The sequence below is a fragment of the Herbaspirillum sp. GCM10030257 genome, assembly GCF_042666555.1.
Lineage (GTDB): Bacteria > Pseudomonadota > Gammaproteobacteria > Burkholderiales > Burkholderiaceae_D > Noviherbaspirillum.
In genome coordinates this window covers 41,185-64,923 of sequence record NZ_JBHTDH010000019.1, presented here as the reverse complement: position 1 = coordinate 64,923, position 23,739 = coordinate 41,185, and the positions used below count along the sequence as shown (strand labels likewise).

Here is a 23,739-nt window from a genome sequence, read left to right as displayed (position 1 = left end):
TGGTGAATGTGACTGGAATTATGACCGATTTCTACGTTCTTCTGCGGGCTACAGAAAGGAGCGTATCAGGCGGTTCACGCGCTCAGGCTGCTCATGCACGATCCAGTGGGTGCCCTCGGGGATACGTTCGATTTTTACATCGTCAATCAGGTCCTCGAGTCCATTGAGCAGGCTCTTGGGAAGCGCAATGTCCCGTTCGCCCCAGATCACACCGGTCGGCACCTTGATGCGGAAGTCTTCCGGATTCAACTGCAGCTTGAGCGGCCCCTGATGATCGTCGGTCGGGGGATGCAAGGGCGAAGCACGATAGTAGTTCACGCCCCCCGTCAAGCCGCGTGACCAGCATTCATGATACCGGGCACGCACTTCCGGCGTGAACCACGGCGTCGGCGAACGCCCCATGCCATTGAGCAGGCCTTCGAGCAAGGCAAAATTGTCTTTTGCCAGCGCGGCTTCCGAACCCTCCGCACGTAACCAGTTCATGTACGCACTTGCAGACTTCTGCTCAGGATCCTCGGCCAGGGCCTTGGTGAACAGATAAGGATGCGGTGAATTAATGATGACAAGTTTATGCAGAAGCTGTGGCAAGGCAATCGCAAAATTCCATGCCACCGCGCCACCCCAGTCGTGCGCCACCATCACAAACTTGTCATAACCAAGATGCGCGGCCAGCAGGCGTAAATCTTCAACGATATGTTTTGCCTTGTAAGCCGAAAGATCCGACGGCATGCTGGAGAGATTGAAGCCGCGCAGGTCGGGCGCGACTGCAAAATAATCCCCACCGAATTCCTGTAACTGCGCCTCCCACTCGTACCAGAACTCGGGAAAGCCGTGCACGAACAGCATCAGAGGCTTGCCCTTCTCTCCCGCGCTTGCATAATGCAGTCGCATGCCGTTCGAAAGGTCGGCATATTGGTCGCTACGGATTGCAACAGTCATTCTGGGTTCTCCTTGCAGTGGTGGCGCAGCAGATTATTTGACGCTCAACTTGGCCTGCAGCATTTCGCGGATCTGCGGCGCGGCGGCAAACGGATCGCTCGGATTGCGCTGCAGAATGATATCTTCCATGCGTGTCTGCACATTGCCCAGCGCGTGTGGATGAGAATAAATGTAAAACGCGTCGTTACGAATCGCGTCGAAGGTACGCTGCGCCACTTCCGCGGCGCTGACCTTGCCGGAGGAAACCGCCTTTTCCGAAACTGCCTGCGCAGCCTGCTGGCTCGCGGTCGGTCCGCCCTCCTCCTTGACATCATCCGGACGATTGCGTTGCGACTGACTGATGCCGGTCGGGACGAAATAGGGGCACAGCACGGATGCGCCGATCGGTGCCTTGATCAATTGCAGGTCCTGGAACAAGGTCTCGGACAGCGACACAACCGCGTGCTTGGACACGTTGTAGATGCCCATGTTGGGCGCATTGAGCAAGCCTGCCATGGACGCGGTATTGACGATGTGGCCCTGGTAACCCGGTTCATTTTTTGCGCATTCCAGCATCAGCGGCGTGAAGGTGCGCACGCCATGAATAACGCCCCAGAGATTGACGCCAAGGACCCACTCCCAGTCTGCAATCGAATTTTCCCAGATCAGACCGCCGGAACCAACGCCTGCGTTATTGAATACCAGGTGGACCGCCTTGAAGCGCTCCATCGTCGCATCGGCGAGTGCCTGGACAGCCTCCGCTTTGCGCACATCGCAACGTACGGCCAGAACCTCTGCTCCCTGGGCCTCGAGTTCGGCGCGTGTCTTGTCGAGGGCATCTTGCTGGACATCGGCGAGCACAAGCTTCATGCCAAGACCTGCGCCGATATTGGCAAATTCACGACCGAAGCCGCTGGCGCCACCGGTGATGACGGCAACTTTATCCTTGAAGTCTTTCATGGTATCTCCTGTAATTTTGTATATCTATCCTGGATCTCAACCTGGTCCAAACCAGGCTTAAACTTTTTTGAGCTGAAATCCGATACGCGGAAAATGCACGACGACCGTTCCGGCTTGCGAGTCCTCCCGGCGGACAGCAAATTCGGTGGCGGTCGAAACGATCAGGTCGCCTTCAACTGGATCGAGGGCATAATCGGTCGGCATGATCGCGACACGGTCACCTAGCGCCACACCATGGGTATCGACAAATGCAGCATCGCTACCGGCAACGGATTTACTATCGTGGGCAACCTGCAATGCCTCCTCGGCATTCATTTTTTCAAACTCGTGATGCCCGAACGCGGCCATGCGTGCAGCCCACTCCTTCAGTGCCGGCGTTGCGTCCAGAATCCCCGCAACCGGTTGAGCGCGCTGGATGAACCAGACGGAGTGGTACACCGAAAAATCGGCGATCGTCGCTTGCTGGCCAAGCAGGTAAAGCTTGCCATCAACAAGCATGTTTTCCAATCGGCCCAGATAGGCGGTAAGGGTTCCGGTCGCCTCCGGCACCGACATGCGTGGCGCGTTACCGCGCATCGCCGCACGGTCAGCCGAGAATGCCTTCATTTGCTCGGGAGTGACGTTACCCAGCAGATGCGGGATTGACACCGGCTGGAATACGTAGGCGATCATGGTCCAGAACAAGGTGGTGTCCGCCCATTGCGCGAGCGTGCGAGAGATGCCCTCGTTCTCCGTTGGATAGATGGTCGGAGTCGGCGCGATGTTTTCCAGCACGTCGCAGATCAGCGAGGTATCGCAATAGATATCAGCGCCGATTTGCATCACGGGTGTTCGGCGGTAGCCGCCGGTCAGTGCCGTGAGGCCAGGCTTGGGCATGATGCTCGGAATGATTACCGACTTCCATGGCAATTTTTTATAGCCGAACAGCAGGCGAACTTTTTCGGAAAAAGGGGAGTTCGGATAATGATGGAAGATAATGCCGGACATCGTTGTCTCCTGATTTTCGATGACTGTTATGGCCAGTCTTTGATGTTATATCGCGGTTGAGCAGCAGGATTGCGGGGCAACGCATTACTCCGACAGAAAGCGAATCACTCGCTATAAGCCGGCAAGCGCGCGTCAAGTGCGTTGCAGTCCCTTCCCCCTTCAAGGCGGCCCGCGTCAGGGGAAGGAACATCAAGGCGTTAAAAACGTCTGGGGAATGCTCAAATCAACTTGACCAACTGCTTGCCGAAGTTTTTGCCCTTTAGAAGGCCGATGAACGCCTCAGGTGCCGACTCCAGGCCCTGCGCAACCGACTCGCGGAATTTCAGCTTGCCGCTTGCGACGAGTGTGCCCAGCTCCTTCAGACCCTGTGGCCAGAATTCCATATGCTCGGACACGATGAAACCGCGCATGGTCAGGCGCATCGTGAGGAAGGTCCGCACATTATTGATTGCCATCGGTTCGCCGTCATAGCCAGCAATCAACCCGCACAGCGCGATACGGCCAAACGGATTCATGCGGGCAAGTGCCGCGTCAAATACCTCGCCGCCAACGTTCTCAAAGATCGCATCGATGCCATTCGGCGTCGCCTTCGCAAGATCTTCCACCAGGTTGCCCGCCTTGTAGTCAACGCAAGCATCGAAACCCAACTCATTGACCACGTAATCGCATTTCTCCTTGCCGCCGGCGATGCCGACCGCACGGCAACCGCGTACCTTGGCCAGTTGTCCTACCACGCTGCCTACCGCACCGCTGGCGGCCGATACGACGATAGTTTCACCTTCTTTAGGCTGCATGATCTGTGTCAGCCCGTACCAGGCGGTCATACCCGGCATGCCGACCGAGCCAAGGTAGGCAGACAACGGCACATGCGTCGTATCCAGCTTGCGCAACAGGGTGCCGTCAGAAACACCCATTTCCGACCAACCCATCATGCCCTGAACCTTGTCGCCGGCAGCAAACTTCGGATTTTTTGATTCGACGATTTCGCCGACGGTTCCGCCGATCATGGTCTCACCGATTGCCTGCGGTGCTGCGTAGCTCTTCACATCTTCCATGCGCATGCGCATGTAGGGATCAAGTGACAGATAGTGATTGCGGATCAGGACTTCACCGTCTTTGAGTGTCGGAACCGGCACTTCTTCCAGGCGAAAATTGTCAGGCGACACTTCGCCCTTGGGGCGGGATGCCAGGACCAGGCGCTTGTAGGTATTCATTGTTGCCTCGCGATTAATGGTTTGCTCAGATACGCAAAGGATGGGTTTATTCGTGATCCATTTTGCTGCCGACATCCACGCGCCTGAGATACTTGAAAGTACCCATGGCTTTGGCGACAAGCTTGTCGCCGTTCCATAGTTCTCCCTCACAAAAACACATGCTGCTCGATTGATGAATCGCCTTGCCTTTGGCGACGATCCGCCCGCCGGGATGTCCACAGGGTTGCATGAAACTGGTCTTCATTTCTACCGTCACACCGCCACGAGCAGTCGGGTCAAGCGAACGGCCAGCCATTGACATCACCACGTCCAGCAGCGTCATGGTCACGCCGCCATGCGTGACCATCCAGCTGTTCATGTGCCGTTTTTCCAGATTCAGCGCGACTTGGGCTTCACCGTTTCCCATACCGAGAAACTCCACGCCCAATTCATGCAGGAAGGGAATCTCGTTCGGAAACGGCTGAGGTGTTGAATGTTGATCCATTAATTAGTGCACTGAAGAGACACCGCCATCGACGGCAAGAATTTGACCAGTGATGTGCTTGCCTGCGTCAGACGCAAAAAGCAAGGCTGCGCCCTTCAGGTCTTCATCGTCGCCGATGCGCTGCAGCGGCGCGCGCTTGGCCAGATTGTCGGCACCAAAATTTTCCATGATGCCCTTGGTCATCTTCGACGGGAAGAAACCCGGCGCCAGAGCATTGACCGTAATGCCGTGCTTGCCCCATTCACCAGCCAGGGTGCGGGTGAAATTGACGACCGCGCCTTTGGAGGTATTATAGGAAATGGTCTGCATGGAATCCGGGCCGTTGCCCGACAGGCCGGCGATGGATGCCACGTTGATGATGCGGCCGTACTTGCGTGGGATCATCGACTGTTTGCCGACTGCCTGTGACAGCAGGAAGATGCTGCGGATGTTGAGGTTCATCACCTTGTCCCACGCTTCGACCGGATGATCTTCGGCGGGCGCGCCCCAGGTTGCACCGGCATTGTTGACCAGGATGTCGATGTGGCCGAGTCGCTTCATGGCCTCGGCCACCAGCGGGGCCACGGCGCTTTCCTGCGACAGGTCTGCTGCAATGGCGCTGGCTTCGATGCCGCGTTCTTTCAGGTGTGCAACGGCTTCATCGAGGTCCGCCTGCTTGCGCGACGACAGGACGATCTTTGCGCCCTGCTCGCCGAGTGCTTCGGCAATTTGCAATCCCAGGCCACGGGAGCCACCGGTTACGAGGGCAGTTTTCCCGGTCAGGTCAAAAAGTTGTTGTGTGGTACGCATACTGTCTCCTGATGTTGTGATGTGCGGCGGTATCTGCGTCAGCATGACGAAGATACCGCTTTTACGAGAGTCATTGTCGCAAGTTTACTTAGGCTAACCACCTAGCTCAGAACCATGCATCCTGCATGTCGAGCGTCGTTGTGTCGATACTTTCCAGCAGGTCGAGCTGAGGCTGAATCTTTGGCAATTCCCATTTGAAGAAATAGGCGCATGCCTGCAGCTTGCCCTGGTAAAAGTCTGCATCGTGGCCGGACTTGCCGGTCGACAGCAGCGCCTGCTGCAGCCACATCCACGCAACCACCGTATGGCCGAAAGCTTCGAGGTAAACCGAGGCGTTCGCCAGCGTCTTGTTCATGTCACCCGCACCGTACAAGGCTTGCGTCACCTTTTCGATGCGCTGCAGAGCCGCGCCCAGCGCCTTGGCGTAGCCGCTCAGTTCGGGGACTTCCAATGCCTTGGCGATGGTCTTTTGCACCTCGACACCAAGTGCCTTGAAGGCGGCGCCACCCTGCATCGATACCTTGCGCCCCAGCAGGTCCAGGCCCTGAATGCCGTGCGTACCTTCGTGGATTGGATTGAGCCGATTATCGCGATAGAACTGTTCGACGTTGTACTCGCGGGTGTAGCCATAGCCGCCATGCACCTGGATTGCGAGGTTATTCGCTTCGAGGCACCATTGCGATGGCCAGGATTTGGCGATCGGCGTCAGGATATCGAGCAGCAATGTCGAATGGCGACGCACGTCTTCCGATTCGGCGGTACGCTCCTCATCGACCAAACGCGCGCAATACAGATTGAGCGCAAGCCCGCCCTCGACATACGCCTTCTGCGCCAGCAACATGCGCTTGACATCAGTGTGCTGGATGATGGGGATCTGAGGCTGAGCAGGATCTTTCGCCATCGGATGGCGCCCCTGCGGCCGTTCACGTGCATATTCAAGTGCATGCAGATAGCCGGTGTAGCCCAGCATGACGGCACCCAGACCGACGCCGATACGGGCCTCATTCATCATGTGGAACATGTTGGCAAGGCCCTTGTGCTTTTCGCCGACGAGATAGCCGACTGCACCAGCCTTGCCGCCCGGCTTGAACTTGCCTTCGCCAAAGTTGAGCAGGCAGTTCGTGGTGCCGCGATAACCCATCTTGTGGTTAAGACCGGCCAGAACCACGTCATTGCGCTCGCCCAGCGACCCGTCCTTATTCACCAGCTTTTTCGGTACGATGAACAGCGAGATGCCTTTCACGCCTGGAATCAGTTTGCCGTTTTCATCCGGCACTTTGGCGAGGACGAGATGCACGATGTTTTCCGACAGCTCGTGCTCGCCCGCGGAAATCCACATCTTGTTGCCCTTGAGGCGGTAGGTGCCGTCCTCCTGGGGCTCGGCGCGGGTGACGATATCCGACAGCGAAGAACCAGCCTGTGGTTCCGACAAACACATGGTGCCGAAAAAGCGGCCTTCCAGCATGGGTTTGACGAAAGTATCGATCTGTTCCGGCGTGCCGCACTTGAGCAGTGTATTCGCGTTACCAATCGTCAGGAAGGGATAGGACGACGTACCGACGTTGGCTGCCTTGAAGTAGCCAAAGCCCGCCTTCTCGATAACACATGGCAGCTGCATGCCGCCGAAGTCGTAGTCCTGCCCGGCTGCCATCAGGCCGGCGTCGCAAAATGCTTTCAGCGCGGTCTTGACCTCCGGGATCATATGAACGGTTTCGCCGTCGAAGTGCGGCTCTTCCTGATCACTTTTCTTGTTATGCGGCGCGAACAGATCAGTCGCGATCCTCTCGCAGGTATCCATTGCCGCGTTGAACGTCTCACGGGAATGATCGGCGTAGCGTGCGTGCTTGGTCAGCGCCTCGGAATCCAGCCATTCATACAGCAAGAATTCGAGGTCGCGTCGGGAGAGAAGTTTCGATTGCATGATGAGCCCCGCCTGCCGCATCAATTGCAGCAGGAATCAAAAAGCATGTTGAAATAGTTGGACATGAGCTTGTCCAGATGCGTTCGTGGGCGCCTAAGCGCCCACGAGTCTGATACTACTTACACCACTTCGAACAGGCCGGCAGCACCCTGGCCACCGCCGATGCACATGGTCACGACCACATACTTGGCGCCACGGCGCTTGCCTTCGATCAGTGCATGGCCGGTCAGGCGAGCGCCCGACACACCGTACGGGTGGCCCACAGCGATCGCGCCGCCGTTGACGTTGAGGCGATCAGCCGGGATGCCGAGCTTGTCGCGGCAGTACAGGACTTGCACGGCGAATGCTTCGTTCAGTTCCCACAGGCCGATGTCTTCCACCTTGAGGCCGGCTTTCTTCAGCAGCTTGGGAATCGCAAAGACCGGGCCGATACCCATTTCATCCGGCTCGCAACCGGCGATTGCGAAACCGCGATAGATACCGAGCGGCTGTAGGCCGCGTTGTTCAGCCAGCTTGCTGTTCATGACGATGGCAACTGATGCGCCATCGGAGAACTGGCTGGCGTTACCAGCGGAAATCACACCGCCCGGCAGCGCGGTGCGGATCTTGGACACGCCTTCGAGTGTGGTGTCGGCACGGATGCCTTCGTCGGCGGAGATGGTGACTTCGCGGGTCAGCAGCATGCCGGTTTCCTTGTCGGCCACGCCCATGATGGTCGTCATCGGAACGATTTCGTCGTTGAACTTGCCTGCGGCCAGTGCGGCAGCTGCGCGCTGCTGGCTCTGGACGCCGTACTCATCCTGGCGTTCCTTGCTGATGTTATAGCGCTTGGCGACTGTCTCGGCAGTCTGCAGCATCGGCCAGTAGATTTCAGGCTTGTTCTGCTTGAGCCATACTTCAGCCAGCATGTGCTTGTTGGCTTCGTTCTGTACGCAGGAGATCGACTCGACGCCACCCGCTGCATACACGTCGCCTTCACCGGCGATCACGCGCTGCGCTGCGGTCGCGATGGTTTGCAGGCCGGAGGAGCAGAAACGGTTGATGGTCATGCCGGCAGTCGTTACCGGGCAGCCGGCGCGAAGCGCGATCTGGCGGGCAATGTTGCTGCCGGTGGCGCCTTCCGGCGTGGCGCAGCCCATGATGACGTCTTCTACTTCACCTGCTTCAATTTTTGCGCGCTCGATAGCTGCCTTGAGCACATGGCCGCCCAGCGTCGCGCCGTGGGTCATGTTGAACGCGCCTTTCCAGGATTTGGCCAGGCCGGTACGAGCTGTGGATACGATGACGGCGTCAGTCATTTGATGCTCCTTGAGTTGGATTTGTGGATGTTCGAATCAGTGCTCGAGCTTGTCGCTTCTTCGGCGGACCACTGCGCGGCGTTCGGCTTTGCCGCCTCGTCTTCCGGTAAAGCTGTTAGGTTTTAATCAGGCAAAAAATTCACTGAAATTTGAGAATAGCATATTTTTAGCACGATCGTTCGTAAAGCTTTTCTTCTTTTTTCAAACGGCTTTCTATGGTGCATTCCGCTCTCATTAACGTGCAAAATTGCTATTGCGACAATTTGCAGATTGTAAGGTTCTGTAAGTTTGAAGCAAGCATCCCGTAAGGTTCGAGTCGCACACTCCAGATGTGCAATATGGGCAAGAAGGTTTGCACATGAATATTAATTATTTGAGGAGATAGGCATGGCGACAGTACAAACGACTGCACGCGGCATGACGTCAGAGGAGCGGAAAGTCATTTTCGCATCTTCGCTGGGAACAGTATTCGAGTGGTACGACTTTTATCTATACGGCTCGCTGGCTGCGATTATCGCGAAACAGTTCTTTGCCGGTACCGACCCGAACACCGCGTTCATTTTCGCGCTGCTGGCATTCGCGGCAGGTTTTATTGTTCGTCCTTTCGGCGCCCTGGTCTTTGGTCGACTCGGCGATATGATCGGCCGCAAATACACCTTCCTGGTAACGATCGTGATCATGGGCGTATCGACTTTCATCGTCGGCTTGTTGCCCAACTATGCTTCGATCGGCATTGCAGCGCCAATCATCCTTATTACTCTGCGGATTCTGCAGGGCCTCGCACTTGGCGGTGAATATGGCGGCGCGGCAACCTATGTCGCCGAACATGCTCCGCACGGCAAGCGCGGCGCCTTCACCGCATGGATTCAGACTACAGCGACGCTGGGCCTGTTCCTGTCGCTGATGGTGATTCTCGGCACCCGTACCGCCGTCGGCGAAGCAGCCTTTGCTGACTGGGGCTGGCGTATTCCGTTCCTGGTCTCGGTGTTCCTGCTGGCAATTTCGGTCTGGATCCGCCTGTCCATGAATGAATCCCCGGCGTTCGCCAAGATGAAAGCCGAAGGCAAGACTTCCAAGGCGCCATTGACCGAATCCTTCGCAGAGTGGAAAAACCTGAAGATCGTGATCCTGGCATTGATCGGTTTGACCGCTGGTCAAGCAGTGGTCTGGTACACCGGTCAGTTCTACGCACTGTTCTTCCTGACGCAGACACTGAAGGTGGATGGCGCAACGGCTAATCTGCTGATCGCTGCATCGCTCGTGATCGGTACACCGTTCTTCATCGTTTTCGGCAGCCTGTCCGACAAGATCGGTCGCAAGCCAATCATCCTCGGTGGTTGCTTGCTTGCTGCGGTGACATACTTCCCGATTTTCAGCGCATTGACGCACTACGCCAACCCGGCGCTGGAAAACGCGATCAAGAACTCCCCGGTTGTCGTGACGGCCGATCCGTCAAAGTGCCAGTTCCTGTTTAACCCGACCGGCACCAAGAAGTTCACTTCTTCCTGCGACATCGCACGTACCTTGCTGGCTAATGCTTCCGTAAGCTACAACACGGTTGAAGCGCCTGCAGGCACGATTGCATCGATCAAGATCGGTGACAAGGTCATCCCGGGTTACGATGCAACCGGCCTCTCGAAAGAGGAAGTCGCTGCAAAAGATGCTGCGTTCAAGAAGGAAGTCGGCGACGCCATCAAGGCCGCAGGTTATCCAAGCAAGGCTGATCCAGCCCAGATAAATAAAGGCATGGTTCTGTTCCTGCTGGTTATCCTGGTGCTCTATGTCACCATGGTCTACGGTCCGATTGCGGCGATGCTGGTTGAAATGTTCCCGACACGCATTCGCTACACTTCGATGTCCCTGCCTTACCACATCGGCAACGGCTGGTTCGGCGGTCTGTTGCCGACCACAGCGTTCGCGCTGGTGGCCTACAAGGGCGACATCTACTTCGGTCTCTGGTATCCAATCATCATCGCTCTGATTACCTTCGTGGTCGGCATGCTGTTCGTCAAGGAAACCAAGGACAAGGATATCTACGCTGCAGATTAAGCGTGGAATCGTGACGGGCGGTTTACCCCGCCCAGCTTGGAAAGCCGCCTGAATCTCAGGCGGCTTTTTTATTTACTCGTCTCGCGCGTCACCTGCCAAAAAGCCGCGTTTCTGGTATCGTCCGCGAATCAAGTTCGACACCATGCCACACCTCACTTTTAGAATTCAATTTTCATTCATTTCATGAAAACACCTGTTCGCCTCGGCACACCGCTCTCTCCCACCGCTGTCAAAGTCATGCTGCTCGGCTCCGGCGAACTGGGAAAGGAAGTCATCATCGCGTTGCAGCGCCTCGGCGTCGAAGTCATCGCCGTCGACCGTTATCCGAATGCCCCGGGCCACCAGGTAGCACATCGCGCTCATGTCATCGATATGACGGACGGAGCAGCACTGACCGCTCTGATTGAAAAAGAGCAGCCTGATCTGGTCGTGCCTGAAATCGAAGCGATTGCGACGCCGGCATTGGTGGAGCTCGAACGCAAGGGTATTGCGACCGTCATTCCGACTGCACGTGCCGCGTGGCTGACCATGAATCGCGAAGGAATTCGCCGCCTTGCCGCGGAAGAACTCGGGCTTGCGACCTCCCCCTACCGGTTTGCCGATAACCTGGACGAATTGAAGGCAGCTTGCGAAGCAGTTGGCTTCCCCTGTGTCGTCAAGCCAGTGATGTCCTCGTCGGGAAAAGGCCAGTCGCGCGTTGACAGCGCCGCAGAGGTGGAGACAGCCTGGAACTATGCGGCGGCAGGCGGCCGCGTCGACGCAGGCCGGGTCATCGTGGAAGGCTTTATCGATTTTGATTACGAAATCACGCAACTCACGGTGCGTGCATTGAACGCACAGGGCGAAGTGACGACGCATTTCTGCGAACCGATTGGGCATGTGCAGGAAAAAGGCGACTACGTCGAATCCTGGCAGCCGCATCCGATGCCTGAGGCGGCATTGCAAAAATCCAGGGAAATCGCCAAGAAGGTGACCGATGATCTAGGCGGACTCGGCATCTTTGGCGTCGAGTTATTTGTAAAAGGCGACATGGTGTGGTTCTCAGAAGTCAGTCCACGCCCACACGACACCGGCATGGTGACCATGGCCAGTCAGCGTCAGAACGAATTTGAACTGCATGCGAAAGCCATCCTCGGCTTGCCTGTGGACGTGTCCCTGCTGGCACCGGCGGCCTCTGCCGTTATCTATGGCAAGCATGAAGCGAAAGCGCTGGCCTTCGAAGGCGTCGCGGATGCGCTGGCTACGCCTGGCGTCGATATTCGATTATTTGGAAAACCGGAATCCTTCGCGCGTCGGCGAATGGGTGTTGCACTGGCGACGGCAAAGGATGTGGAGTCCGCGCGTGTTCTGGCAAAGGAAGCTGCTGCCAAGGTAAGGCCGGTAGTCAATAAGTAAGGCGCCTGTGTGAAGCATGCATGGGTGCGGCGGCATGGCATAGACATCAAGGAACAGCGCGTAAAGATTTGTCGAGCAGCATACTTGTTTAGTGCATTCATGACACCGATCGTGAACCCGCCCGATCAAGCAATATCGCGCTTAATCTATGCAACAGTATGTCGAGCAGCTCGATAACCTGCTCCTGGCGCTGCAAATAATATTGTGCTGCGGTGTCAGGTGCATTTTCGATCCGTATCGTCAGAAATTCCTCACGAGACAGTCTGAAGACTGACTCGTCGGTCACATCGTCACCAAGATAAATAGCAGACGGTGCCGAGATCGTGTTTCGCAACATTACCAAGGCATCACCTTTACAAGGCGCTCCGTTGGGGAGTACGTTGAATACACATTTTCCATCAACAACCTTGGCATCAGGTATCTGCTGACGTATAAGCTGGCGTAGCTGAGTTTCCGTCCGTGACAAATCCTGCGCCATACGATAATGGATCGACAGTGAAAACGTCTTGTCCTCGATCCATACTGCTGAATCAACGACTTGCGTCTGCAGCGCGGCTTGCAAACGTTCCAACCAGTTCTGACAAGTGAGGCGATAGAACTCCTCTTGTGTTTCCTGGCCCGGCATCCCTTCAATGCCATGGTTACCGATCACATACTCCGGAAAGAAATCGAGCCGAAGACTGACATCCTCCACCGAGCGGCCGGTAATGACCGCCACAGGCGTAAATTCGGTCAACGCCGCCAGGCGGCGCAAAATCGGCGCAGGAATGCGTGCTTCGGACGGATCGGCAACGATCGGAGCAAGCGTACCGTCGAAGTCGAATGCACACAACATGCCGGGTCGCACAAGGTCCAGCAGATGCTGAACCCCTTTATCAAAGAAGGGAAATGCCATGATCAGACCACGCGACGCAGAACCGGACGATGATGTGTATCGATTCTCTGCATGACACGCTCACGTTTGCGCAGGCGCGCTGCATCCAGAAGCATATGTCCGGCCCAACGGTAAACATTGAAGTCTTTCACAAGTGCACGCATGCTGCGCATTCTTTCCTTTTGCTCGGCTTCCGGCATTGTCAGCGCCCGATATAAAGCCTCCGCGCTTTGCTCAATGTGGTAAGGATTGACAATCAGTGCTTCGTGCAGTTCACGCGCGGCGCCGGTGAATTGACTCAGCAAGAGCACCCCAAGTTCGTCGTAGCGTGAAGCAATAAACTCCTTCGCGACCAGGTTCATGCCATCGTGCAGGCTGGTGACCATGCAGACATCCGCCGCTCGGTAATAGCGGTTGAGCTGATACTGATCATGATGTTCCGCCTTTAACAGGATAGGCACATAATTCCCTTGCGAGAAGCGCTGATTGATACGTAACACCAGAGCCCTGACGCGTGCCTCGAAGTTCTGGTATTCCTCCAGCGAGGATCTGGTGGGTGCAGCGATCTGGACGAAGGTAAACTTGCCTACCATGTCCGGATTCAGTTCAAGCATGCGCTCTACAGCCTGAAACCGTTCAACAATGCCTTTGGTGTAGTCCAATCTGTCAACGCCGATACCCAGCAAATGATCCGGCGACAGTGCCAGCGACTTACGGATATTGATCCTGCATTCATTGCGATTCTCGGCACTGACTTCGCCGGCACCGGGCCAGGCAATAGAAATCGGGTAATTTTCGACCTGCGTCAGCTTGCCGCCATGGGAAACGGTTGACGCCTCGGACTCGATACGGGTTTCCAGATAACGATCCACCGTTTCCAGAAAATTCTTGCGATGAAATGGGGTATGGAAGCCGAGGATCGTACTTCCCAACATGCCGGCAAGGATTTCTTCTCGCCACGGACAGATGCCGAAGGACTCGGGATTCGGCCAAGGAATGTGCCAGAACGTGATAATGGTGGCGCGTGGCAGCACCTTGCAAATCATTTTCGGCAGCAAGGCAAAGTGATAGTCCTGCACCAGAATGACAGGATCGTCGGTACGTGCCTCTGCAATGACGGCATCCGCGAATCGCTGATTCACTTTGACGTACTGCTCCCAGTCAGATGAACGGAAAACCGGGCGCACATGGGCAATATGGCATAGCGGCCACAAGCCTTCATTTGCAAAGCCATAGTAGTAGCCCTGCTCTTCTTCCTTGGAAAGCCACACCCGACGCAACGTATACTCCGGCTGTTCAGGTGGGACCGATACACGATCATGTTTGTCCACCACCTTTTGGTCGGCACTACCGCTGCCATGCGCGATCCAGGTGCCGGAGCAGGCACGCATGACTGCCTCCACTGCGGTCACCAGTCCGCTCGCGGGACGGCTCACCTCGATACCGTTGGCGGTTTCATTGTGGATGTAGGGCTCGCGATTGGATACGACCAGAACCTCATCACCGGCGAGCTCCCCTCGCAACAACTCTCGCAGCCGATCCGGCGTCCATGTTTGCTCGCCATCCCGATGACCTTGCCGCTCCAGGTGATATTCATGCAGCAGCGCGCGCAGATCGCCTACCAGCGGACTGACTTCCGGCGAAGGCCTTGCATGTGATGCAGGTAACAGTTCACCGCGCAACAAGCCTCTGACCCCGTTTATCCACCCTCGCCAGCTCAGGTGCGCAACCGCAACGGTAATCAGTGAGATAACAATACCTAACAAGATAAAGAAGTAGATAACATACTTTTTTGTGTCGGCACTGCGATGCTCGATAAAACTCATATCGTGCACCAGCACCAGCTTACCGAGCGATTCGCCGTCCCGGCTCAGCACGCTCTGCGCAACATGGACTGGACCTTGCGGCAGACGCACCAGTGCCTTGTCGATGCGCTCTTTCGCTGCTCCCGGCTCCTTGCATCCAAGTGAGGCCGGGTAAGTTGACGTGGCATATAGAACGCGGTCGTTCTTATCGCAAAATGCCAGCGCATAAAGCCGCTCATCCTCGATGGCCTTGCTAAACAGATGATTAACCCTGTTCTTTGCGCGTTGCGGCACGTAGTCGAATAAAGGTTCTTCCAGCGTCGTGGCAAGCATCTTTGAACGAATGTCCAGATCACGCACAAACCATCGCAGTGTAAAGTTATCGAGAAGTGGCACGACTACATACGCACCGAGCGCCAGTACCAGGGCGAGAGGGGCGACAAAGCGCATCGACAGCCCGGTCCACTGCATCTTCATTTTCGTCTCCTTTATCAGGCGACCAGTTTTTCAGCCGCGTCGGCCAGTTCTTCATTGGCAGGAAGGGCCGCGACATACAAGGTGCGCGTCGGGTATGCAACCGAAATATTGCGATCACGAAGTGCCGCGAGCAGGCCAAGGTTGATTTCCTGCTGTATGTCCATGTATTTGTTGTAGTCCGGGTCTAGCACGTAATACACCACTTCGAACAACAGGGAACTGTCCCCGTATCCCTTGAAATGCGCGCGGTCAAAACGGGTCTCGAGATAACTTGCCGACACAATGTCCTTGACAGTTTGCGGCAGGCGCTCAATTTCCGCGATTGGCGTTTCGTAAGCGATGCGGAATTCGAACAGTACGCGACGTTCCTGCATGCGCTTGTAGTTGCGTATGCGGCTTTTCAGCAGTTCGGCATTGGAGAAGACGATCTGCTCGCCACCCAGACTACGCAGGCGGGTTGTCTTCATGCCCACGTATTCGACTGTGCCCATATAGGAATCGACCACAATGAAGTCACCAATCACAAACGGTTTATCCAAAGCGATCGATACGGAAGAAAAAATATCGCCAAGGATATTTTGAACAGCCAGCGCAACCGCAATGCCACCGATGCCAAGGCTGGCCATGATGGTCGTGATGTTGAAGCCGAGATTATCCAGAACCACCAGCGCGGCGGTCGACCAAAGAATGATGCGGCCAATGAGGCCAGCGATCATCAAGTGTGTCGCACTCGCCGGGTCGCTCTGGCGCTGATAAATAAAGGAGCGCTGGACAGCGACCGCGATGATGCGGTTTCCCCATAGTGCAATCTGTGAGACAAGAATAATGATCCATGCATAGTTCAGCCATTTTGCATGGATAGCCGACAGCTCGGTCTGACTAACGCCGGCAAGCAGTGCGATACCAATGAAGAAAGGTAGCCGTGTACCGGTCGTAATTTGTTCGGCGTACTCGAGAAATGAAGGTCTGGCGATTTTTGCCCGTTGTTGAAGCTGACGTGCAATGAATGCCTTGAGTAGTAGCAACGCGGCAAGAACCACTAAACCGGTGGTCAGTGCTAGAGCAGCATCGTAGGACATGATGTCGAAGCCGTTCATGGCAACTCCTGAAAAATTTTACTGGCAGCAGCATGGCGCTCGGCAGATCTGCCTGGCAGCGAACACGCATACTGTTGACTCTCCCTGCTAGAGAAAGAGACTAGCGAGAAATAGCTCGCATAAGATGCGTTAAGAACGTTAAGACATCAATGCAGCAGAATTTTTCTCTCTGATTAATGGAAAGGACGAGCGATGCATGATTACCGATCACCGTGTGCAAGCAACGGCTGAACCGCATTTTCAGACCAGTGGGATTCCCCAACGCGGCCATCGTGCGAGCAGATGCACGCGGCGCGACCCTTTGACCGGCAAGGTATGCACACTATTGAACTCGTCGGGACGACAGGCGCTTCTCGTGTTGAACTGTTTGGATGCTTTGCACTATACCTGCGCTTGCTTAGGCCCAACTTAAGAGTTGCAAGCTATCCGACGCATTGGCGCATGCCCTGAACAACAACCAGGACAGCGACAATCATGTTGCCGACATTGCATCAGCATAGGGGTCGGTCAAGACAAGGGCTGCCGACAAAGATCGTGCAGATCGGTTAGTTGTCCTCGGCCGTCATGTGTATAACGATTTACCGTCATGTTGATAGGGCTCTAAGTTCCACCTAATGTTCATTGCGTATATTTGTTGATGTACGCGGCTCCCGCGAGAGAACAGATAGGAAAAAATGGCACTGACATTCGATCACAAGGGTTTACCGACGTGCTGTGGAGTCGGCATGGTTCCGGGGAATCCGCATACTGCATGCCAGGTGTGCCATGCTCGTTTCGACACACAGATGCTTTCGAGGGAAATCATGCGGCTGCGCGACCTTGCGCATATGCACGCCAATACGCTTAATTTCAGTTCGTTCTCGGAGCGTTCACAATACTGAACCGCAAGACATTACGTTCACGCGGTTTCTGCATACCAAGTGCATTGGCGCCTTCGCATTGCCTTCCGTCGCCATGATGAATGCGACGGAAGTTGTCCACTATCCAATTATCCCGGCGTTTTGGCATACGCAATCGCCGGGACAGCGACCGCATAGAACACAAGCATCCGCAGGGATTTACCGGATCTGTTCACGTATCCGGCAAACATATTACGACTATTACTATTGGGCGGCCCCGCCCGGCATGAGCGTCAGGGTGCCAAGTTTGCCTTTTTCCACTTCTTCCCGGCGCGTCTTCATCATCACGTATTCCGTATCAGCCCAACGCTGGCTGAAATTGCGGTAAAACGGTGAAAGCACATTGCCGGACTGCCCGGTCGAATGCATGAAGCGCGAGTTTTCCAAGTTGGACAAATCATAAAGCGCGCGCAGGCTCGGTGCGTGACGGTTGGCGAAAGGCTCCTTGTCATCCCGCAGGCTGTGCCGGCCTACGTTGACAGTGAAGGTATCGCCGGATGACGGCACGCGGATATCGAAGAAGCGCGCAAGGATATCCACCTTGCCAAAAGGACGGTGTTCGGAACGCGCAAAGTGCGCATCGCCCCAGCGCCATGCGGCAATATCGTTGCCGTAGCGCTTGCTCATGTCCGCCAGTGCGGCGTCGAGCGACATTGATAATACCGATGCGCAGTCCGGCGCTGTTGCCGCTGGTGCCTTGCTGACATCAATGCACCAGCGGGCTGAACCATTTTTGTTGGTCAGCACATCAATGGTCGGCTGGTGAACATTGCGTTGCTCCCAGTAATCTCTCATTAACGCTTCGCCGAGCTCGTCCTGAAAGATCGAACGCGACAGCTCCCGCATCCATGCGTTGTAGATCAAGGGCTCGGGGCGGTCGATCAGCATTTCGCCGTTCCACTTGCCGAGCAGTGCAAGTGCATCCCGCGCACGGCCGGATTGCGGATTTACCTTGCGCAGGTTGGGCAGGATTTCCTGTGCAGCCAAGGATACCGCATCGTTTTGTATACCGGCGAAGGAATCGATCGTATGTTTTGGACGCGCATCGAGCAACATGTCGATACGGTTCGCGCGGTATGGCAAGGCCCATTCGCTGGTAAGGAAATGCTCATAGTCGGGCCCGACAATCTTATGGTTGGCCGTCATCACACGTTGCTGCTGTGGATTGAACTGGCGTGGCAATGCATCAAAAGGAATGAATCCGGCCCAGTCATACCGAGCATCCCATCCGGGTGCGGGCGCCAGTCCCTTGAGGTCATTTTCCGGCTTGCGCACCGGCACCCGACCGGGCGCAATGAAGCCGATGTTGCCATCAATATCCGCATACACCATGCTTTGCTGCGGTGACGAAAAGTCTTTTGCTCCTTCCAGGAATTGTGCCCAGTTTTGAGCACGATTGAATTTCATCCCCGCCTGCAAGGTCAGGTCGTCGTCCCGCAGCGCGGTCCACGCAAAAGCCACGACATATTTGCCGCTATCCAGCGACGTCTTGTCGATGATGGGCAATGCACCGCTGATCACGGGACCGTGGCGTGTTTCCTTCACCTCGATCGTCACATCCGGTTTACCCTTGACCTTGATTGTCTCGATGCGGACCTTGAAATCCGTCCAGCCTTCCGGCGTCTGGTACTGTTGCCCGTTATCGGGACTGACGCGTTCAATGTACAGGTCCTGGACGTCTGGCGCAGTATTGGTGAATCCCCAGGCAATCTTGTCATTGCGGCCGAGCACCACGCTGGGAATACCCGGCAGGGTTGCGCCGATCACGTTGAAACCGGGCGCGGACAAATGCGCAAAGTACCAGAGCGCCGGTGCCGATAGGCTCAGGTGTGGATCGTTGGCAAGCAATGGCTTGCCGGTCTCCGACTGTGCTCCGCTGACCACCCAGTTGTTCGATCCCATGCCTTCGAGATACGACGGAGGTGCGATCGCTGCGATGCGCACCAGTTGCCCGGTAATGCCGGTCAACTCCTGGTACAGCTTGGTGTAGTCCTGCGTCTGCATCACCGCGTCACCCGGATACGGCGGCAGGAATTCATTGATGCGTGCCAGCGACATACGCTGGGACAGACGCATGCGCAACAATTCCTGAGTCCAGTTTGCGCCGAGATCCCATGCCATCATGGTTTGCCAGCCGATGGAGTCGACCGGTTGCCATGGTGCGGGCGACGGGGCGCCAGTAAGGATGAATTCCGGCGGCAAGGGTCCCTGACGGGACGCCAGCCAGGCATTGACGCCACGGGCATAGGCTTCGAGACTGGCACGCGTATCGGGGGAAAGTCTGGCCAGGATGCGCTCCGCGTTACGCCGGACACCGAGGGTACGCAGAAAGCGGTCGGTATCGACGGCATTGGGCCCGAGGATTTCCGCCATGCGGCCGGCGGCGATGCGTCGATTTATTTCCAGCTGCCACAAACGGTCCTGCGCGTGCGCATAACCAAGCGCAAAATAGGCATCGTTCTCGGACTTGGCATAAATATGCGGAATGCCTTCTGCGTCGCGGACAATGTCGACCTCTGCCGTGAGTCCGGTAAGGGTCACTTTTCCATCAACGCTTGGAAGACTCTGGTTACGGTACCAGAGCGCCGCGGCGACTGATGCAACAACCAATACGGCCAGTAAGACGATACTGCCAACGGCGACTTTCCTGATTATTTTTGTCATGATGTTCAATCTTGCCCGGCAAACAGGCGAACAGGGTAGCACAATGGAATTTGTGTCGGAACCCTCAGCATTGTCAGGTGGTAAGATGTCGAGCAACGTATGTAAACGCAGCAAAACCACGCAGCTCACCCAGGCTCATCTTATGAAATTTGACGTTGCCATTGTCGGAAGCGGCCTCGCCGGCCTGTCCGTCGCCCTTCATCTCGCCAAAACCCGCAAAGTCGCGGTCATTTCCAAACGCAACCTGCTCGACGGCGCCAGTAACTGGGCCCAGGGAGGTATTGCCGCGGTGCTTGATTCCGGCGACAGCCATGAACAGCATATTGCCGATACCCTGGTCGCAGGCGCCGGACTGTGCGATGAGGCGGCCACGCGTAACATTGTCGAAAACAGCCGTACTGCGATTGAATGGCTGATTGAACAGGGTGTGCCGTTCACCCGCGACCCTACCGCCGAACTCGGGTACCACCTCACGCGTGAAGGCGGCCACAGTCAGCGCCGCATCATTCATGCAGCCGATGCCACGGGCCACGCGGTACAGGTTACGCTGGAACAGAAGGCACGCGCGCATCCCAATATCACGGTGCTGGAAAACCACTATGCCATTGATGTCATTCGCTCCGACAAGATTGAAGGCACGAGCGGCACACCCTATTGCGCGGGTTTGTATGTACAGGATGTAAATACCGGCAAGGTCACTACGCTTGCAGCCGACCAGACCGTGCTTGCGACGGGCGGTGCCGGAAAAGTATATCTTTACACCACGAACCCGGATACTGCGACCGGCGACGGCATTGCAATGGCATGGCGCGCGGGCTGCCGTGTAGCCAACATGGAATTCATCCAGTTTCATCCAACCTGCCTGTACCATCCCTATGCGAAGTCTTTCCTGATCAGCGAGGCAGTTCGTGGCGAGGGTGGCTTGCTCAAGCTTCCGCAGGGTGCCGGCGCAGCGGCGGGCACCCGCTTCATGGAGTCGCATGACGAACGCGCTGAACTCGCACCGCGTGATGTCGTTGCGCGCGCCATCGACTTTGAAATCAAGAAGCGCGGCCTCGATCACGTCGACCTCGACATCAGTCATCAACCGCCGGAATTCCTGAAAGAGCATTTTCCGACGATCTATGCGCGCTGCCTGGAACTGGGCATCGACATCACCAGGCAACCCATCCCAGTGGTACCCGCGGCCCACTACACCTGCGGCGGCATCGTTACCGACATGTGCGGGCGCACCGACCTGCCGGGCCTGTATGCGGTCGGCGAGACCGCCTACACGGGTCTGCATGGCGCCAATCGCCTGGCCAGCAACTCGCTGCTTGAATGCCTGGTACTCGGCCGCGCGGCCGCGCAGCATATCGAGTCTTCGGCAAAACCACGAGAACTCCCCCTGCCCGCGTGGGATGAAAGCCGTGTGACCGATGCCGATGAAGAAGTGGTCATCGCTCACAACTGGGACGAGTTGCGTCGCTTCATGTGGAACTACGTCGGTATTGTCCGCACCACAAAGCGCCTGGAGCGAGCCCAACACCGTATCCGCCTGTTGCGTGAAGAGATCTACGAGTACTACTCGCATTTCCGCATCACGCGCGATTTGCTCGAACTCCGCAATCTGGTGGACGTGGCGTCGATGATTGTGGAAAGCGCCCTGTCACGCCGCGAGAGCCGCGGCCTGCATTTCAGTCAGGATTATCCTGAGACCTTGCCGAAGGCGTTGCCAACGGTACTGTCACCTCAGCGTCGATAATCCTCGCCTGACCCTGTTACGGCTGCGCACCTTGGCAAATCACCCTTGTTATACGGGGCCAACCACAAGTAGCATCCGGATGATTTGCACGGCGATCACACAACAGACAGCGATCCCGCCCAAGTAAAATATGGCGCGCCACGGCTGCAGCCCGCGCAAATAGACGGCGGTATGCAAATACCGCAGCGCTACATAGACCGCAAATAATTTGCTTGCGGACGCCAGCGTCGCGCCGAGCAGTACGTAACTCAGCGCCAGTGCGAGAAACAGTGGCAGGTTTTCCACGTCATTACGCCAGACACTGTTACAACGCTGCACAAGGTTTGCCTCCACAGAGGCCAAGGGTACGCCCGCCCATTTCGCATCTTCCGGTGCCGAAAAGCTGCGTGTCCTGAAACGAACGGCTACCTGCAACAAGCTTGTCATCGTCGTTTTCAGGAACAGTGCAACGAGCGCAAGGGCAAACGCTGGCAGTGCGGGATATTCAGACATCATTTATTCCTCAAGTTGTGAACATGCAATGCATTATCCCGGCATGACCGTTGTCACACTATTGGCGAAATCGACAAACATATGGTCTAATCCGCCATATGACTTCTTCATCCAACATCGTTGACATTGGTGTGCTGGTCTATCCTTGCTGCCTGCGCAGCAGCGCTGTCGTCCCGCTTGATGTGTTCCGGATTGCCAATACGCTGGCGTTATATCGTCCTGCGTCACAGCGCGTTCATTTCCGTGGCCGATGGCTAAGCGCACGTGAGGAAAACATCGTGGCCATTGATGGACTTACCTTTCAGACCGAGTCATTGGCGACGGCGAAGCCCGACGCACTCATGCTTCCCGGAATAGATCACGGAACCCTGCACGACCTCGTGCCCCTGCTCAAGCAGCTCAAGCCTGAATCCGACGCCGTTCAAGCGTTCAGCCAATCCGGGCAGTTACTGGCTGCCAGCTGTTCAAGCGCATGCTTGCTTGCACATGCAGGATTGCTGGATGGGCGGCGTGCGACGACGAGTTGGTGGCTCGCGGCCTACTTCCGGCAGCAATTTCCGCTCGTCACACTCGATGCGGAAGAGCTTATCGTGCAAGACGGACCGTTTGTGACATCAGGTGGCGTTACCTCCTCGCTTGACCTGGCGCTCTGGCTGGTCGGCCATTTCGGCGGAGCCGAACTGCGACAAATGACGGCCAAGATTCTGGTCATGGATGGAAATCGCGCAAGCCAGGCACCCTACGTTGCCTCGGCCATGATTCAGGATGCGGGTCATGCCGTCATTGAACGTGCACGGCGCTGGCTTAATAAACGACTGGACCAGACCTGGACTGTTGCGGAGCTGTCCACCTATTGCAATACCAGTTCCCGAACATTGCTGCGGCGTTTTCAGGAAGCCACCGGGATGAGCCCGATCCAATATTCACAACAGCTACGCGTGGAGCGGGCAAAAGGTTTGCTTGAGTCCACCCGGCTATCTCTCGCGGAAATTACTGATCAATGCGGCTATGCAGACGTTGCCACTTTCAGCAAAACATTCAAGCGCTGGACACAGCTGACACCGCGCGAATACCGCGTACGCTTTGGTTTGCGACATTGAATACCAGGAAGTAGACTCAACCTTCCTCAACCAGGCTGCTTCGTCGTAACTTGGCGCAAAAATATCGCTGGCTGCGGACCAAGATCATCTGGGAGAATTATTCATGCGAACACCTGTAAGCAATGCCGCGTATCGAGCCGCCATCAGCGTTGCGCTTGTGGCAATGTTACTCCTCGTTTGGCTGAGTCTTGGCGTTGGCATCATCGGAAAAGATGGCGACCCGGCCAACCTGATGTATTTCGGGGTGCTCGCTGTCGGAATCATCGGTACACTCATCGCGCGCCTTCACCCTCACGGAATGTCACACGCGTTGCTTGCCATGGCGCTTGCTCAAGCCTTAGTCACAGTCATAGCGCTGTCCGCAGGGTTGGGTCTGCCGTGGAGCGGGCCAGCAGAAATCCTGTTGCTAAATGGATTTTTCATCGTGTTGTTTGTCGGTTCGGCCTGGCTGTTTAGAATTGCTGCCAATGCGCATTTGAAACAAGGTGGTGGCGCCTGACAGTTCGGACAAGTCAGTGTGGCTGCGGGGCTACTCCACTCTTACTTCATTGTCTTGGCCCTTCACCATGGCA

The 23,739-nt window shown here is 56.2% G+C and carries 18 protein-coding genes; 5 read left to right on the top strand and 13 right to left on the bottom strand.

What is annotated here, in order from left to right:
- Positions 1-48: 48 nt before the first annotated feature.
- The 8 genes from ACFQUU_RS22165 to ACFQUU_RS22130 all read right to left on the bottom strand — a co-directional run bounded on the left by ACFQUU_RS22165 (position 49) and on the right by ACFQUU_RS22130 (position 8,571).
- Positions 49-939, bottom strand: a complete 891-nt coding sequence (locus ACFQUU_RS22165; RefSeq protein WP_382250295.1) for an alpha/beta fold hydrolase — start codon at positions 937-939, stop codon at positions 49-51.
- 33 nt (positions 940-972) lie between these two features.
- The gene (locus ACFQUU_RS22160; protein WP_382250294.1) at positions 973-1,878 is read right to left on the bottom strand and encodes an SDR family oxidoreductase; all 906 of its coding nucleotides are present in this window, start codon (positions 1,876-1,878) and stop codon (positions 973-975) included.
- Between the two features lie 57 nt (positions 1,879-1,935).
- Positions 1,936-2,865: a glutathione S-transferase family protein gene (locus tag ACFQUU_RS22155; RefSeq protein ID WP_382250293.1), complete on the bottom strand. Its 930-nt coding sequence runs from the start codon at positions 2,863-2,865 to the stop codon at positions 1,936-1,938.
- Positions 2,866-3,083: 218 nt separating this feature from the next.
- The gene (locus tag ACFQUU_RS22150; RefSeq protein ID WP_382250292.1) at positions 3,084-4,079 is read right to left on the bottom strand and encodes an NADP-dependent oxidoreductase; all 996 of its coding nucleotides are present in this window, start codon (positions 4,077-4,079) and stop codon (positions 3,084-3,086) included.
- Positions 4,080-4,125: 46 nt separating this feature from the next.
- The gene (locus tag ACFQUU_RS22145) at positions 4,126-4,563 is read right to left on the bottom strand and encodes a PaaI family thioesterase (RefSeq protein WP_382250291.1); all 438 of its coding nucleotides are present in this window, start codon (positions 4,561-4,563) and stop codon (positions 4,126-4,128) included.
- A gap of 3 nt (positions 4,564-4,566) precedes the next feature.
- On the bottom strand, positions 4,567-5,352 hold the full coding sequence (locus ACFQUU_RS22140) for an SDR family oxidoreductase (RefSeq protein ID WP_382250290.1): 786 nt from the start codon (positions 5,350-5,352) through the stop codon (positions 4,567-4,569).
- 106 nt (positions 5,353-5,458) lie between these two features.
- Complete coding sequence (locus ACFQUU_RS22135) at positions 5,459-7,273, bottom strand: acyl-CoA dehydrogenase (protein WP_382250289.1); 1,815 nt, start codon at positions 7,271-7,273, stop codon at positions 5,459-5,461.
- Positions 7,274-7,392: 119 nt separating this feature from the next.
- Positions 7,393-8,571, bottom strand: a complete 1,179-nt coding sequence (locus ACFQUU_RS22130; RefSeq protein WP_382250288.1) for an acetyl-CoA C-acyltransferase — start codon at positions 8,569-8,571, stop codon at positions 7,393-7,395.
- 387 nt (positions 8,572-8,958) lie between these two features.
- Between ACFQUU_RS22130 and ACFQUU_RS22125 the strand changes: the two genes are divergently transcribed.
- Together ACFQUU_RS22125 and purT are read left to right on the top strand one after the other, a co-directional pair.
- Entirely contained in the window at positions 8,959-10,620 is a 1,662-nt protein-coding gene (locus ACFQUU_RS22125) for an MFS transporter (RefSeq protein WP_382250287.1), read from the top strand.
- 183 nt (positions 10,621-10,803) lie between these two features.
- The gene (gene purT, locus ACFQUU_RS22120) at positions 10,804-12,015 is read left to right on the top strand and encodes a formate-dependent phosphoribosylglycinamide formyltransferase (protein ID WP_382250286.1); all 1,212 of its coding nucleotides are present in this window, start codon (positions 10,804-10,806) and stop codon (positions 12,013-12,015) included.
- A gap of 97 nt (positions 12,016-12,112) precedes the next feature.
- On the opposite strand, the gene otsB is transcribed toward purT, so the two are convergent.
- The 4 genes from otsB to ACFQUU_RS22100 form a co-directional block, all read right to left on the bottom strand.
- Positions 12,113-12,910, bottom strand: a complete 798-nt coding sequence (gene otsB, locus ACFQUU_RS22115; RefSeq protein WP_382250285.1) for a trehalose-phosphatase — start codon at positions 12,908-12,910, stop codon at positions 12,113-12,115.
- A gap of 2 nt (positions 12,911-12,912) precedes the next feature.
- Positions 12,913-15,171, bottom strand: coding sequence for a trehalose-6-phosphate synthase (locus tag ACFQUU_RS22110; RefSeq protein ID WP_382250284.1), 2,259 nt, complete (start codon positions 15,169-15,171; stop codon positions 12,913-12,915).
- A gap of 14 nt (positions 15,172-15,185) precedes the next feature.
- Positions 15,186-16,268, bottom strand: a complete 1,083-nt coding sequence (locus ACFQUU_RS22105) for a mechanosensitive ion channel family protein (protein ID WP_382250283.1) — start codon at positions 16,266-16,268, stop codon at positions 15,186-15,188.
- Positions 16,269-17,371: 1,103 nt separating this feature from the next.
- Positions 17,372-19,831 (bottom strand): penicillin acylase family protein, encoded by a 2,460-nt coding sequence (locus tag ACFQUU_RS22100; RefSeq protein WP_382250282.1) that lies wholly within the window; start codon positions 19,829-19,831, stop codon positions 17,372-17,374.
- A gap of 85 nt (positions 19,832-19,916) precedes the next feature.
- Here ACFQUU_RS22100 and nadB point away from each other — a divergent pair, with 85 nt between their 5' ends.
- A complete protein-coding gene (gene nadB, locus ACFQUU_RS22095) occupies positions 19,917-21,575 on the top strand; it encodes an L-aspartate oxidase (RefSeq protein WP_382250281.1) in 1,659 nt (552 codons plus the stop codon).
- A 48-nt stretch (positions 21,576-21,623) separates the two neighbouring features.
- Here nadB and ACFQUU_RS22090 read toward each other — a convergent pair whose 3' ends face one another.
- Positions 21,624-22,070: an MAPEG family protein gene (locus ACFQUU_RS22090; RefSeq protein ID WP_382250280.1), complete on the bottom strand. Its 447-nt coding sequence runs from the start codon at positions 22,068-22,070 to the stop codon at positions 21,624-21,626.
- Between the two features lie 95 nt (positions 22,071-22,165).
- On the opposite strand from ACFQUU_RS22090, the gene ACFQUU_RS22085 reads away from it, so the two are divergent.
- Positions 22,166-23,167 carry a GlxA family transcriptional regulator gene (locus tag ACFQUU_RS22085; protein WP_382250279.1) on the top strand — a complete coding sequence of 334 codons (1,002 nt, stop codon included), beginning with the start codon at positions 22,166-22,168 and terminating at the stop codon, positions 23,165-23,167.
- A 103-nt stretch (positions 23,168-23,270) separates the two neighbouring features.
- Positions 23,271-23,666 carry a hypothetical protein gene (locus ACFQUU_RS22080; RefSeq protein ID WP_382250278.1) on the top strand — a complete coding sequence of 132 codons (396 nt, stop codon included), beginning with the start codon at positions 23,271-23,273 and terminating at the stop codon, positions 23,664-23,666.
- Positions 23,667-23,739 lie beyond the last annotated feature (73 nt).

Coding starts and splice junctions, on each gene's coding strand:
- ACFQUU_RS22165 (WP_382250295.1), bottom strand. CDS start 939: ATGACTGTTGCAATCCGTAGCGACCAATATGCCGACCTTTCGAACGGC.
- ACFQUU_RS22160 (WP_382250294.1), bottom strand. CDS start 1,878: ATGAAAGACTTCAAGGATAAAGTTGCCGTCATCACCGGTGGCGCCAGC.
- ACFQUU_RS22155 (WP_382250293.1), bottom strand. CDS start 2,865: ATGTCCGGCATTATCTTCCATCATTATCCGAACTCCCCTTTTTCCGAA.
- ACFQUU_RS22150 (WP_382250292.1), bottom strand. CDS start 4,079: ATGAATACCTACAAGCGCCTGGTCCTGGCATCCCGCCCCAAGGGCGAA.
- ACFQUU_RS22145 (WP_382250291.1), bottom strand. CDS start 4,563: ATGGATCAACATTCAACACCTCAGCCGTTTCCGAACGAGATTCCCTTC.
- ACFQUU_RS22140 (WP_382250290.1), bottom strand. CDS start 5,352: ATGCGTACCACACAACAACTTTTTGACCTGACCGGGAAAACTGCCCTC.
- ACFQUU_RS22135 (WP_382250289.1), bottom strand. CDS start 7,273: ATGCAATCGAAACTTCTCTCCCGACGCGACCTCGAATTCTTGCTGTAT.
- ACFQUU_RS22130 (WP_382250288.1), bottom strand. CDS start 8,571: ATGACTGACGCCGTCATCGTATCCACAGCTCGTACCGGCCTGGCCAAA.
- ACFQUU_RS22125 (WP_382250287.1), top strand. CDS start 8,959: ATGGCGACAGTACAAACGACTGCACGCGGCATGACGTCAGAGGAGCGG.
- purT (WP_382250286.1), top strand. CDS start 10,804: ATGAAAACACCTGTTCGCCTCGGCACACCGCTCTCTCCCACCGCTGTC.
- otsB (WP_382250285.1), bottom strand. CDS start 12,910: ATGGCATTTCCCTTCTTTGATAAAGGGGTTCAGCATCTGCTGGACCTT.
- ACFQUU_RS22110 (WP_382250284.1), bottom strand. CDS start 15,171: ATGAAGATGCAGTGGACCGGGCTGTCGATGCGCTTTGTCGCCCCTCTC.
- ACFQUU_RS22105 (WP_382250283.1), bottom strand. CDS start 16,268: ATGAACGGCTTCGACATCATGTCCTACGATGCTGCTCTAGCACTGACC.
- ACFQUU_RS22100 (WP_382250282.1), bottom strand. CDS start 19,831: ATGACAAAAATAATCAGGAAAGTCGCCGTTGGCAGTATCGTCTTACTG.
- nadB (WP_382250281.1), top strand. CDS start 19,917: ATGTCGAGCAACGTATGTAAACGCAGCAAAACCACGCAGCTCACCCAG.
- ACFQUU_RS22090 (WP_382250280.1), bottom strand. CDS start 22,070: ATGATGTCTGAATATCCCGCACTGCCAGCGTTTGCCCTTGCGCTCGTT.
- ACFQUU_RS22085 (WP_382250279.1), top strand. CDS start 22,166: ATGACTTCTTCATCCAACATCGTTGACATTGGTGTGCTGGTCTATCCT.
- ACFQUU_RS22080 (WP_382250278.1), top strand. CDS start 23,271: ATGCGAACACCTGTAAGCAATGCCGCGTATCGAGCCGCCATCAGCGTT.